Annotated in this window: 9 protein-coding genes; 4 read left to right on the top strand and 5 right to left on the bottom strand. The window is 74.3% G+C overall.

The genetic code is table 11. The features are described 5' to 3' along the window. Positions 1-23: 23 nt before the first annotated feature. Entirely contained in the window at positions 24-851 is an 828-nt protein-coding gene (locus ABZX40_RS03345) for an alpha/beta hydrolase (RefSeq protein ID WP_355731516.1), read from the bottom strand. Positions 852-1,262: 411 nt separating this feature from the next. On the opposite strand from ABZX40_RS03345, the gene ABZX40_RS03340 reads away from it, so the two are divergent. Further along, positions 1,263-4,037: an AAA family ATPase gene (locus tag ABZX40_RS03340; protein WP_355731412.1), complete on the top strand. Its 2,775-nt coding sequence runs from the start codon at positions 1,263-1,265 to the stop codon at positions 4,035-4,037. A 98-nt stretch (positions 4,038-4,135) separates the two neighbouring features. Here the strand turns inward: ABZX40_RS03340 and ABZX40_RS03335 are convergent, their stop codons facing one another. Beyond that, a complete protein-coding gene (locus ABZX40_RS03335; RefSeq protein ID WP_355731414.1) occupies positions 4,136-4,810 on the bottom strand; it encodes an isochorismatase family protein in 675 nt (224 codons plus the stop codon). A 289-nt stretch (positions 4,811-5,099) separates the two neighbouring features. On the opposite strand from ABZX40_RS03335, the gene ABZX40_RS03330 reads away from it, so the two are divergent. The 3 genes from ABZX40_RS03330 to ABZX40_RS03320 all read left to right on the top strand — a co-directional run bounded on the left by ABZX40_RS03330 (position 5,100) and on the right by ABZX40_RS03320 (position 10,398). Then, the gene (locus ABZX40_RS03330) at positions 5,100-8,246 is read left to right on the top strand and encodes an AAA family ATPase (RefSeq protein ID WP_355731416.1); all 3,147 of its coding nucleotides are present in this window, start codon (positions 5,100-5,102) and stop codon (positions 8,244-8,246) included. A 196-nt stretch (positions 8,247-8,442) separates the two neighbouring features. Continuing rightward, positions 8,443-9,630: a CE1758 family FMN-dependent luciferase-like monooxygenase gene (locus ABZX40_RS03325; RefSeq protein ID WP_355731418.1), complete on the top strand. Its 1,188-nt coding sequence runs from the start codon at positions 8,443-8,445 to the stop codon at positions 9,628-9,630. Between the two features lie 60 nt (positions 9,631-9,690). Beyond that, entirely contained in the window at positions 9,691-10,398 is a 708-nt protein-coding gene (locus ABZX40_RS03320; protein WP_355731420.1) for a CE1759 family FMN reductase, read from the top strand. Positions 10,399-10,417: 19 nt separating this feature from the next. Here ABZX40_RS03320 and ABZX40_RS03315 read toward each other — a convergent pair whose 3' ends face one another. From ABZX40_RS03315 to ABZX40_RS03305, 3 genes are all read right to left on the bottom strand, one after another. After that, the gene (locus ABZX40_RS03315; protein WP_355731422.1) at positions 10,418-11,017 is read right to left on the bottom strand and encodes a DUF4291 domain-containing protein; all 600 of its coding nucleotides are present in this window, start codon (positions 11,015-11,017) and stop codon (positions 10,418-10,420) included. A gap of 93 nt (positions 11,018-11,110) precedes the next feature. Continuing rightward, positions 11,111-12,184 (bottom strand): transketolase C-terminal domain-containing protein, encoded by a 1,074-nt coding sequence (locus ABZX40_RS03310; RefSeq protein ID WP_355731424.1) that lies wholly within the window; start codon positions 12,182-12,184, stop codon positions 11,111-11,113. After that, on the bottom strand, positions 12,171-12,953 hold the full coding sequence (locus tag ABZX40_RS03305) for a thiamine pyrophosphate-dependent enzyme (protein WP_355731426.1): 783 nt from the start codon (positions 12,951-12,953) through the stop codon (positions 12,171-12,173). Before ABZX40_RS03305 ends, ABZX40_RS03310 begins: the two co-directional genes overlap by 14 nt. Positions 12,954-13,117 lie beyond the last annotated feature (164 nt).

Raw genomic sequence — 13,117 nt, 5'->3', positions numbered from 1 at the left:
ACCCCGGGCAGGCCGCCGCCGGGTCACTCCGTCAAGAAGTCCAGCAGCGCCGCGTTGACCTCGTCCGCGTGCGTCCACAGCAGCCCGTGCGGCGCGTCCGTGATCTCGATGTAGGTGGCGCGCGGCAGCAGCCGGTGCAGCGCCCGGCCCGTGGCGTCGATCGGCAGGAACCGGTCCCGGGTGCCCTGCACGATCAGCACGGGTACGTCGATCGCGGCGAGGTCGGCGATGTCCGCGCGGAAGTCGGTGATCCAGGTCGGGATCACCGCCACGCAGGCCCGCGCGGACGCCGCCGACGCGATGTCCAGGAAGAGACCGGCCCCGTCCGCCTCGGGGACGACCGGGTCGAGCAGGGCGTGGCGCAGTTCGGCCAGATAGGCGGGGCGGTCGCCGCGCGCCCTGGCGATCAGGGCGTCGAAGTGGGAGAGCCCGAACCCGTGCGGTGTGCCCTCGGTCCGCAGCAGGAACGGCGGCAGCGGCGCCAGGAACACCGCCCCCGCCACCCGCGCCGAGCCGTGCGCGCCGAGATAGCGGGCGATCTCGCCGGTCCCCGTGCCATGACCGATCAGGATCGCCCCGGTCAGATCGAGTGCGCCGAGGACCCGGTCCAGATCGGCCGCGAAGGTGTCGTAGTCGTAGCCGTCCGTCACCGGGGACGAACGGCCGAAGCCCCGGCGGTCGTAGGTGATCACCCGGTGCCCGGCGGCCAGCAGCGCGGGCACCTGCCGGTGCCAGCCACGGGCGTCGAGCGGATAACCGTGGATCAGGACCGTGGGACGCCCGGTGCCGTGGTCCTCGTAGTAGAGGTCGACCGCGGCACCGTGTTCGCGGCCGGTCGTGAGGTAGGGCATGGCGATCCCCCGGGAGAGCGCGGCTGGGACGGACGGGCGGTTGTGCGGACGTACGGGCCGGGCGGACGAGGCGACCCGGCGCCCAGCATGCCGCCGCCCGCCCCGCATCACCTCGGTCATCCGACTGCCGTACGGGACTGTCCTGCCGGCAGCCCCCCAGGCCGGGCGGCGCTCCCGCAGGCCGCGCTTCCCCTCCCTCCCCTGGCCAGGGTTCCCCACCTCCTGGCCAGGGACCGTCACGGGTGCGAACCCGGGCACGGGGCGCGCACGCTGGGCGGCACCGCGGTCGTGTCCGGCCGGTGCGGCGGGCAGCGCGGGGGCTCAGGGCCCCCGGCCCGGCTCCCCGGCCCGGACCTGCCGCGCCCCGTGCCGGGCGGGCCGGGGACGGACCTGAGGACGGGAACGGAACGGATGACCGGCAGCGGCCCATGGAGCCAGGACACACAGATCGTCGGCCGGATCGAGGACGTCCGGAGGGTGTGCGGGTACTTCACCGGCGCGGCCGGGCGCGGACTGCATGTGGTCGGTGACGCGGGCGTCGGCAAGACGACCCTGCTCGACGCGGTCGCCGGGGAACTGGACGGCGCGGGCACCCGGGTCCTGCGCGCGGACGGCGTCGAGTTCGAGGCCGACGTCCCCTTCGCGGGGCTGCACCAGATGCTGGTGCCGGTGCTGGACGAGGCCGAGCGGCTGCCCGCCGCGCACCGGGAGGCCCTGATGGTCGCCCTCGGCTTCGGGAGCGGCCCGGCGCCGGGGCAGTTGCTGCTGGTCAACGCCACGCTGGCGCTGCTGCGGAGGGTGGCGGCCGGGGCACCGCTGCTGCTCGTCGTGGACGATCTGCCCTGGCTGGACCGGGCCAGTGCCGTGGTCCTCGGCTTCGTGTCCCGGCGGCTGGCGGGCAGCGGGGTCTCCTTCCTCGCCGCCTCCCGCACCGGCCAGGAGAGCGTCTTCGACCACGGCGGCCTCGACGAACTCGAACTGGCCCCCCTGGACGACGACTCGGCGCAGCTCCTGCTCGCCGCCCGCCACCCCCGCATGGCCCCCCGGGTCCGCTCCCGGGTGGTCGCCGAGGCCCGCGGCAACCCCCTCGCCCTGCTGGAGCTGCCCGCCGAACTCACCGGCCCCCAGCGCGCCGCCGAAGTGGAACTCCCGACCGTGCTGCCGCTCGGCGAACGCCTGCGCGCCCTCTTCGTCGGCCGGGTCACCGCCCTGCCCGAGACCGGCCGCAGGCTGCTGCTGCCCGCCGCCCTCGACGGCACCGGCGACCTCGCCGTACTGCGCTCGGCCGCCGGCGCGGACGGCGCCGTACTGACCGCGCTGGCCGCCGCCGAACGGGAGCGGCTGGTCCGGGTCGACACCGTCACCCGGCGCCTCGCCTTCCGCCACCCCCTGATCCGCGCGGCGGTCGTGGAGGCGTCCACCCTCGCCGAGCGCCGCACCGCCCATCTCGCGCTCGCCGACGCCCTCGCCGACCGGCCCGAACGCCGGGCCTGGCATCTGGCCGAGGCCGCCATCGAACCCGACGAACAGGTGGCCCGGCTGCTCCAGGACGCCGGACACGCGGCACTGCGCCGCGGCGACGCCTCCGGCGCCGTACGCTCCCTGGTCCGGGCCGCCGAACTGAGCCCCGACCCCGCCGACCGCGCCCGGCGCCTCGCCGAAGCCGCCTACCTCGGCGCCGAGTCGACCGGCGATGTCGCCCGCGCCTCCGAACTGCTGCGGCGGGCCCGGAGCAGCGACCCCGACAGCGGCGGAGCCCTGTACGCGGCGGCTGCGGCCGTCTACATCCTCGTCAACTCCGAGGCGGACCTCGGTATCGCCCACCGGCTCCTCGCCGGGGCCGTCGAAGCCGCCGGACCCGACTACGACGCCGGCGACCCGGCCCTCGTGGACGCGCTGCACACCCTGCAACTGGTCTGCTGGTGGAGCGGGCGCGCGGAGCTGTGGGAGACATTCACGGACGTCGTCGGCAGACTCCGGCCCGGCCCGCCGCCGGTGCTGGCGCTCGCCGCGCGCACCTTTCCCGACCCGGCCCGCACCGCCGCCGACGCCCTCGCCGCACTGCCCGCGGTGCGCGAGGTGCTGCGGCACACCGACGACCCCACCGTCCTGGTCCGCGGCGCCACCGCCACGATCTATCTCGACCGGGTCGGCGAACTCAAGGACCGCCTCTGGGACCTGGTCCGCTCCGGCCGCGACGGCGACGGACCGGTCCGCCGCCACCTGGGCGCCCTGATGCATCTGTGCATGGAGGACTACCTCACCGGCGAATGGGACGAGGCCCGGCGCCTCGCCGACGAGGGCGTGGCCCTGTGCGAGGCCGGATACCCGTTCTTCGCCTGGTACTTCCAGTACAACCAGGTGCTGCTGCACGGCGCGCGCGGCGAGAGCCGGGCCGGTGCCGACCTCGCCGACCGGATGCTGGGCTGGGCGACCCGGCGCGGAGTCGGCGGCGCCGCCGCCTTCGCCCACCAGGCCCGCACCCTGGTCGCCCTCGGCGAGGGCGACCACGAGACCGCCTACCGGCACGCCACCGCCCTCACCCCCGCCGGACAGCTCGCCCCGTACGTGGCCCACGCGCTGTGGGGCGCCTACGACCTGGTCGAGGCCGCCGTGCGCACCGGCCGCGCCGACGAGGCCACCGCTCACGTCGCCATCCTGCGCGAGCGGGGGATCGCCCGGCTCTCCGACCGCTACGCCCTGCTGGTGGCGGGCGCGGCCGGGCTCGCCGCCCCGGACGACGACACGGCGGTGGCCGCGTTCCGGGAGGCGCTCGCCGTGCCGGACGCCGACCGCTGGGTCTTCGAGGCGGCCCGGGTCCGGCTGGCGTTCGGCGAACGGCTGCGGCGGGCCGGCACCAAGGGCGAGGCCCGCGCACCCCTCACCGCCGCCGCGGCGGCCTTCGAACGGCTGGGTGCCGTCCCCTGGGCCGAACGCGCCCGCAAGGAACTCCGGGCCACCGGACTGGCGACCGGCCCTGAGGCCGCCCGTTCCCTCCTCACGCCCCAGGAGTTGGAGATCGCCCACCTGGCCGCCTCGGGCCTCACCAACAAGCAGATCGGCGAACGGCTCTACCTCTCCCACCGCACGGTCGGCGCCCACCTCTACCAGGTGTATCCCAAGCTCGGCATCACCACCCGGGCGGCTCTGCGGGACGCGTTGCTGGCGTTGGGTGAGGAGGGGTGAGTGGGGTGAGTGGGGTGAGGGGCGGTGAGAGGTGGGGCGGTTGAGCGGCGAGGCCCCGCCCGCCACCTCGACGCCCCGCCGCCCCACCGCCCCCGGCGTCACGCTTCCCGCAGATACTCCGGCGCCTTCACGACCCCCTCCGAGACCTGGTCCAGCACGAAGTCCATGTACAGCGCGGACGCGCCACCGCGTCGGATCAGGACCGGCGTCACCGCGGTCCGCTCCGGCTCGGTGTAGTCCGGCGCCCACTCGGACACGACGGCCTGCCAGTTGATCGGCCGGGCACCGGCCATGGTCAGCCGCGTCTTGGCGTCCTCGTGCGCCTCCCGGGTGACACCGGCGGAGCAGTCCGGGACGAAGAACACCTCGTAGTCGTCCTTGAGCGCGCCCAGCACCGCCTGGGCGAGACAGACATCGGTGGACAGGCCCGCCATCACCAGCTTGCGCCGCCCGGTGGCCGCGACCGCCGCCCGCACCTCGGGGTTCGCCCAGGCGGCCGTGCTGGTCCGGTCGATCGGGGTGAGGTCCGGGAACGCGGCGCTGATCTCGTTGAACAGCGGGTCGACCAGCGGTCCGCCGGTCGCGCCGACGGTGGTGAGGACGGTCGGCACGTTCAGCGCCTTCGCGGCTTCGGCGAGCCCGGCCACGCTGTTGATGAGGTCGGCGTGCGAGGGCGGGGCGGTCATCAGGGCGACGCCCGGCTGATGGTCGATCAGGACGAGCGCGGAGTTGCGGGTGTTCAGCTCGGTGGGCTCGGTCGGGTCGTAGGACATGATGGTTCTTCCCTTCACTGGGACTGACGGGGTCGGTCGCTCTTCGGTAGGGGCCGCCACCCGGGCCCCGGAGGCGCTGCCCGGGGCCGTGGCGTGGTGGCCATGGGAACGAGTCTCGTCAGCCGGTCCGCCGGTCGCATCGGTCAGGCAACTGGCGATGCGCGGGCCGTCCCCGCCCAGTCATTTGACTGCGCGTCGGATGCCGGGGGAGGGACACGGGTCCCAGCGCCGGGAAGCGCGCTGGTCACCGGTACTGCGGCAGCCGTCCGCCCGGCCTAGGATGGCGGCGATGGCAGGCCGAGACGGTGCCGCCCCCTGGCGGGCGGCCGACACACCCCCCGGAGTACGTCCGGGGCGGCTCGCCCGGCGTGGGCGCCCGCTGGTCGACCGCGAGGCCGAGCGTGAGCGGCTGCTCGACGTGGTGGAGTCGGTCCGGGCGGGCGAGAGCCGGGTCCTGGTGCTGCGTGGCGAACCGGGCATCGGCAAGACCGCGCTGCTGGACGAACTGGCCGACCGGGCGGCACCCGGCGTCCGGGTGCTGCGGATCGCCGGGGTGCAGTCCGAGATGGAGCTGGCCTTCGCCGGGCTGCACCAGCTCAGCGCGCCCCTCCTGGACCGCCTGGAGTCACTGCCGGTGCCCCAGCGGGAGGCGCTGCGGGTCGCCTTCGGACTGAGCGAAGGGCCCCCGCCGGACCGCTTCCTGATCGGCCTCGCCGTCCTCGGACTCCTCTCGGAACCACCCGGCGACCAGGACGCGGGTGGTGGGGACCGGAGCGGTGGGGACCCGAGTGGTGGGGACCGGAGTGGTGGGGACCCGAGTGGTGCGGCCCGGAGCGGTAGCGACCCGAGTGATGGGGCCCGGAGCAGTAGGGACCCGAGTGATGGGGCCTCGTCCGCCGCCCCGGTACCGCTGCTGTGCGTGGTCGACGACCACCAGTGGCTGGACCGGGCGTCGGCCCAGGCCCTCGGGTTCGTGGCCCGGCGGCTCGCGGCGGACCCGGTCGGGATGGTGTTCGCCACCCGCACCCCGGCCCTCGAACTGGCCGGACTGCCCGAACTGCCCCTCGCCGGGCTGCCGGAGCGCGGCGCGCGGGCTCTGCTGGACTCGGTGCTGACCGGCCCGCTGGACGCCCGGGTGCGTGACCAGATCGTCGCCGAGACCGGCGGGAACCCCCTCGCGCTGCTGGAACTGGTCGAGGGACTCACCCGGGAGCAGCTCGCCGGCGGTTTCGGCCTCGCGGACGCGGTGCCGCTGCCGTACCGGATCGAGGACGGCTTCGTACGGCGGATCGAGGGGCTGCCGGACGACACCCGGCGGCTGTTGCTGCTGGCCGCGGCTGATCCGACCGGTGACACCTCGCTGGTGTGCCGGGCAGCCGGGCGGATGGGCGTCCCGTTGCAGGCGGCCGGACCGGCGGTGGAGGCGGGGCTGGCGCAGTTCTCGGCCCGGGTGTGGTTCCGGCATCCACTGCTGCGGTCGGCTGTCTACCGGTCGGCGGGGACGGCAGAGCGGCGGGCCGCGCATGCCGGGCTGGGGGAGGCGACCGAGGCACGGACGGACCCGGACCGGCGGGCCTGGCATCTGGCGCAGGCCGCGAGCGGCGAGGACGAGACGGTCGCCGCCGAACTGGAGCGTTCCGCAGGGCGGGCGCGGGCGCGCGGGGGACCGGCCGCCGCGGCGGCGATGCTGGAGAAGTCCATCCTGCTCACCGGCGACCCGGTGCGGCGCGGGAACCGTACGCTGGCCGCCGCCGGGGCCCACCTCCAGGCCGGTGCCTACGGCAAGTCCCTCGAACTCCTCGCCTTCGCCCAGGCCGAGCCCCTGGACGCGCTCCAGCTCGCCCGGCTCGACCTGCTGCGCGGCCAGGTCGCCTTCGCCTCCGAACCGGGCCGCCAGGCACCCCCGTTGCTGCTGCGGGCGGCCCGCCGACTGGAGGGCCTCGACCCCGCCCTCGCCCGGGAGACCTACCTGCTGGCCTGGATGGCGGCGATGTTCGCGGGCCCGGCCACCGGGGGGAGCCTCCCCGAAGTGTCCCTCGCCGCCCGCGCGCTCCCACCGTCCGCGCGCCCGGACCACGCGGAACTCCTCCTGGACGCGCTGTCGTTGATGGTCACGGCGGGGCCGGTGGCGGCGGCAGCGGCGTTGCGGCGGGCGGTGGACGCGATGACTGTGACGGGCGCCTTCGGCGCTGCGACCGGTGTCTCCGATGCCTCGACCGGTGTCTCCGACGCTGAGGCTGGTGTCTCCGACCCGGCGATTGGTGGGTCGGGTCCTGCTTCTCGCGGCCCCGCCCCCAGCCCCGCCACGCTCAGACCCACCCCCGGCACCCCCACCACCCCCCACCCCACCCCCGGCGGAGCCCCCTGGCGCTGGCTGGCGCATGCCGCCGCCGTGGCCCTCTGGGACATCGACTCCTGGCGTGCCCTGCTGGAGAGTGAGACCGCCGCGCTGCGCGCCGCAGGCGCCTTCGACATCCTGCCCGTCGCGCTGAAGACCCTGACCACCGTCGTCGCCTGGTCCGGCGACCTGGACGCCGCCGCCGAGCTGATCACCGAGACCGAGGCCGTCGCCGAGGCGACCGGCGCCGCCGCCGATCCTTACGGCCCCGCCCTGGTCGCCGCCCTGCGCGGAGACCAGGTCACCTCACTCGCCCTGATCGGGACGATGAGCGCCGGTACGGCCCCGCAGGACCGGCAGGGCGTCGCGACCTACGCCCAGTGGACGGCCGCCGTGCTCCACAACGGCCTCGGCCACTACGACGACGCCCTCAGCGCCGCCACCCGCGCGGCCGACGGCACGCCCGAGCGGTTCACGGCCCTCTGGGCCCTCCCGGAACTCATCGAGGCCGCCGTCCGCGCCGGGGCGCCCGAGCGGGCCACCGCCCCCATGGCCCGGCTCGCCGCGTCGACCCGGGCGGGTGGCACGGACGCCGGACTGGGCATCGAGGCCCGCTGCCGGGCCCTGCTCAGCGAGGGCGAGCAGGCCGAACGCCGCTACCAGGAGGCCGTCGACCGGCTCGCCCGTTCACCGCTGCGACCGGAACTGGGCCGGGCGCACCTCCTGTACGGCGAGTGGCTGCGCCGCACGGGCCGCCGTACGGACGCCCGCGCCCAGTTGCGGGCCGCGCACGACACCCTCACCGCGCTGGGCATGACCGCCTTCGCCGAGCGGGCCCGCCGCGAACTGGCGGCCACGGGGGAGACGGTCCGCAGGCGCACGGTCGAGACGGGCGGCGACCTCACTCCCCGGGAGGCACTCATCGCCCGTCTCGCCCGCGACGGCCGCACCAACCAGGAGATCGGCACGCTGCTCTTCATCAGCGCCCGCACGGTGGAGTGGCATCTGCGGAAGGTGTTCGGCAAGCTCGGTGTGACCTCCCGGCGGGAGCTGGGCGCGGCCCTGGCGGGACGGGCGGACCGACTGCCGCCGGGCTAGCGGCGCCTCCCCGCGCGAGCGCCGCGCGTCGGATGACTGCCCCCGCCCGGATCCCGGCCCCGCGGCCGGGGTCGGATGACTGATGCCGACGACACCGCGGTGTTCCAGGCTGGGACCGGTGTGGAAATGGATCCCGGCGTTCGTTCTCCCCGGGTCACCGCGTCGGCGTCTGTGCCCCGGAAGGGCGGTCATCATCATGCAGTTCGGAATCTTCACGGTCGGTGACATCGCGCCGGACCCGGTGTCCGGCCGTACCCAGAGCGAGGCGGAGCGGATTGCGAACATCGTCCGGATCGCCCGGCGCGCCGACGAGGTCGGCCTCGATGTCTTCGCCCTCGGCGAGCACCACAACCCGCCCTTCGTCCCCTCCTCACCCACCACCCTCCTCGCCCATGTCGCGGCACTCACCGAGCGGATCGTCCTCAGCACCTCGGTCACCCTGGTCACGACCAACGACCCGGTGAAACTGGCCGAGGACTACGCGATGCTCCAGCATGTGGCGCGGGGACGGCTGGATGTGATGGTGGGCCGCGGCAACACCGTTCCGGTCTACCCCTGGTTCGGCAAGGACATCCGCGAGGGCGTGGCCCTGGCCCTGGAGAACTACAACCTGCTGCACCGGCTGTGGCGCGAGGACGTGGTCGACTGGGAAGGCACCTACCGCACCCCCCTCCAGGGCTTCACCGCGACCCCCCGCCCCCTGGACGACGTACCGCCCTTCGTCTGGCACGGCTCGATCCGCACCCCCGAGATCGCCGAGCAGGCGGCCTACTACGGCAACGGCTACTTCGCCAACCACGTCCTGGCCCCGAATCTGCACTACAAGCCCCTGGTCGACTTCTACCGGACCCGTTTCGAGCACTACGGCCACGGCACCCGGGACCAGGCGATCGTGGGCCTGGGCGGGCAGGCGTTCCTCGCGAAGCGCTCCCAGGACGCGGTACGGGTCTTCCGCCCGTACTTCGAGGAGTACCCGCTCTTCCGGGGCAGTTCCCTGGACGACTACATGACCCGCACCCCGTTGAGCGTGGGCAGCCCGCAGGAGGTCATCGACAAGACCCTCACCTTCCGGGAGGGCTTCGGCGACTACCAGCGCCAGCTGTTCGCCCTGGACGGCCTCGGCCTGCCGGTCGAACTCGCCCTGGAACAGGTCGAACTACTGGGCACGGAGGTCGTCCCCGTACTCCGCAAGGAACTGGCGTCCCTGCGCGCCCCGGGCGTCCCGGAGGCCCCCACCCATGCCGCGCTGGTGAAGGCGAAGTACGGCGACGGCGAACCACGCCGGCCGCGTCCGCGCCCCAACCGCGGCGACAACCTCACCGGCACGTCCCCGTACCAGGGCAGCGACCCGTCGCTGAGCCCGGCGTACCCGACCCCCGAGTGACCGACTCCCCCCGGCCCCGGCCTGCACGGACCCCGACGAGACGACAAGGACCGACCACTCATGCCCATCCCACCGACCACCCGCACCCCTGACACCCCGCCCGTCACCCTCGTCGTGGTGAGCGCGGGGGTGAGCGAGCCGTCCTCCAGCAGGCTCCTGGCCGACCGGACCGCGCAGAAGACACTGGATCTGCTGCACGAGGTGGGCGACCGCGCGACCGCCGGGGTCATCGAACTCGGCCCGCTGGCCGTGGACATCGCCCAGGCTCTCGTCTCCGGCTTCCCCGGCGACCGGCTGCGCGCCGCCCTCGAACGGCTGGCGGCGGCGGACGCGGTGATCGTCAGTACGCCGGTCTACAAGGCGGGCATCAGCGGCGTACTGAAGTCGTTCCTGGACGTCCTCGACAACGATCTGCTGATCGCCAAGCCGGTGATCCTCGCGGCGACGGCGGGCACCGCCCGGCACGCGACCGTCGTGGACGACCATCTCCGCCCCCTCTTCGCCTTCCTCCGCGCCCTCCCGGTCCCCACCTCCCTGTTCGCGGCCCCGGAGGACTGGGCCGACCGCGCCCTGGGCCACCGCATCGAACGCGCCGCGACCGAACTGACCCTCCTCATCCACAGCGGCGTCGGCCCCGCCATCGCCGACGGGGCATGGACGCGCTACACCCACCACTTCGCGAGCACCGCGACCCGCGCGGAACACACGGCGGACGACGTGGACTTCACGACGGATCTGATGCGGTTGGCGGCGGGGGGAGAACGCTGAACCGTGGCCGACGATCCGTTCATCGGCGCAGCTGGGACAGAAGCTCTCCCCCGGCAGGGTAAGGGCGTTCCTGGGGCAGGAGTTCCCGCGCGGTGGCCAGGTCGCCGGTCCGTATGTGTGCGTGGACAGTGTGTGCGAGCGGGGTGACGTCGGTGAGGGAGACGATCCACTCGTCGGCGTAGAGACCCGCGGCTGCGCCGGACAGGCCGAGTTGGAGGGAGCGGTGGGGGAGCGGCTGGAGGTGGAGGTCGCGCTCGGGGTCCCACTGGACACGGGTCGGTGAGCGCTTCAACCGGCGTCGCCATGAGCCGTGGTCGGTGTGGAGGCCGGGTGCGTAGTGGGACAGACAGGCGTGGGTCAGTGCCCACTCGAAGCCCGCTCGGGTGATCTCGACGGCGAGGACGGTCTCCTGTCCTTCCTTGGTGGCCCACCCGCAGCGGTACATCATCCAGAGGAACGAGGGCTTGATCCAGGTCATGCGGTCCCGCTTCCAGGCTGCCGGAAACCGGCCGTCGCGCGCCGCGGGCAGCCCGATCTCCGGCGCGTACGCCTGGTAGACGGTGACCGTGGAGTCGGTGTGCCGGGCCCGGATCTGGTGGGTGGGTGTGGGTGCTGTCACGGGGACCAGCATGGGTGGACCCATGGGCTCGGGCCATCGAATTATGGGGGTGTCAGGACGTCGGTGGATGCCCCGCCGACCGGATCGCCTTCGTCATACCTCCGCCGACCCGTCCCCCTCCGCGGGGCCCCGGTGGGTACCCGCCCTCGCCGAGCCGTCTCCCTCCGTCAGAACCCGATGGGTAGTACCCGCCTCCGTCGACCCGTCCCCCTCCGTCGGTACCGGCCCCCGTCGACCCGTCGCCCGCCACACCATGTCCGTCAGGTGGCGGGGTGTCAGGCCGTATTTCTCGGTCAGGTACGTCGTGGTGCGGGCCGGTTCCGCGAAGGTGTCCCGGAGGCCGAAGCGGTGGAGAGGGGTCGCGGTGCCGGACTCGGCCAGCGTCTCCGCCACCGCCGAGCCCAGGCCGCCGATGACGGAGTGGTTCTCGGCGGTGATGACGGCGGGGGAGCGGGCGGCGATCTCGCGGACGGTCCCGGTGTCCAGGGGTTTGAGGGTGACCACCTCCACCACCGTGACGTGGACGCCCGCCGCGCGCAGTGTCGCCGCCGCGAGCAGGGCCGTCTCCACCATCGTGCCGGTGGCGAAGACCGTCGCGTCCGCGCCCTCTGTCAGGATCTGCGGGCCCGCCAGGGGGAGCGGGCGGGGTTCCTCGAAGAGGACGGGGAGGTCGGTGCGGGGGAGTCGGACGTAGACCGGGCCCGGCAGATTCACGATGGCTCGGGCCAGGGCCGCCGCCTCCGTCGCCTCGGCCACATCGACGACCGTCATGTGGGGCAGGGCGCGCATCAGGGCGATGTCGTCCACGGCCTGGTGGCCGGGGCCCTCGGACGTGGTCAGGCCGGGCGCGAAGCCGATGATGCGGACCGGGAGCGCCGGGTGGGCGATGGCGTTGGCGATCTGGTCGTAGGGCCTGCGGGTGGCGAAGGTGCCGTAGGTGTGGACGTACGGGATGTGGCCCGCGTGGGCGAGCGCGGCGGCCAGGCTCATCATGTGGGCCGTCGCGCCGCCGGTGCGGAGGTAGCGCTCGGGGAGCGCCTCCTGGACGGCGGGCAGGTCGAGGTGGCTGGTCAGGCAGATGACCTCGCGGCGTTCCCGGGCCAGTTCGACCAGTCCCGCCGGGTAGGGGTTGGGGCGGGTCGGGAAGGGTGGCTCACGCATGTCCATGTCCGGTTCCCCTCGCCGGCCGGGCCTCCCCGGTTCCGTCGTCCGCCGTCCCGTCGTCCCCGCGCCCCCGGCAGATCACCGCTGTCGGGCCGTCCGTCTCCCGCCGGGCCGTTTCCAGGGCCTCCCGCACGGCCGTCAGGTCATGTCCGTCGACCTCGGCCGCGCACCAGCCGAAGCCGGTCCAGCGGGCGGCGGCGGGCGGTGACTCACCGGCGGTGGTCGCGTCCAGGACGACGGTCAGGTTGGACAGACTGTGCCGCGCCGCGAACCGCGCCGCCTCCCACACCTGGCCCTCCTCCGTCTCCGCCTCGGACATCAGGGTGAAGGTGCGGGAGTCGCGGCCCTGGATGCGGTCCGCGAGGGCGTACCCGGCCGCCGCCGACAGGCCCTCACCGGGGGAGCCGCAGGTGTGGTCCACGACCGGGGAGCGCGCGGAGCCGACCGCGTCGACCGGTGAGCCGTCGGCGCCGTACTGCGTCAGCGCCGAGCGGTCCAGCAGGCCGACCGCCACGGCGGCGGCGTAGGGGCCGAGGACGTGGTGGGCGGGGGAGCAGACGAGGCGGTCCCGGCCGGGGCGGGCGGTCGCGAACACCGCCGCGAGCTGCTCCGCCGAGGACAGGGCCGCCTCAAGGCCGTCGGGGGCGTCCGCTCCCCGGGCCCGCGCCATGTGCCGGGCGTGGACGCGGATCTCGTCGGCCAGCGCCACCGGGTCCGTCACCGTCCACCGGCTTCCCCTGTCCGAGAACCGCCGCACCGTGGGCATCAGCATCGCGCGGATCCTCCCTGACCCATGAGCGAGTCGTTGTGGATGTGCGTCGGTGGGGTCGAGTACGCCACCTTTGGCATAGCCACATTAGAGAGTCATCGCTTGGTGGGTGTCAATGGGTGGTGATTCGGTGCGGTTCACCTGAATCCTGGGCTTGACTTATGCCG

The organism is Streptomyces sp. NPDC004610, from assembly GCF_040609715.1.
Classification (GTDB): Bacteria; Actinomycetota; Actinomycetes; order Streptomycetales; family Streptomycetaceae; genus Streptomyces.
This window is presented reverse-complemented; position numbering and strand designations above follow the sequence as displayed.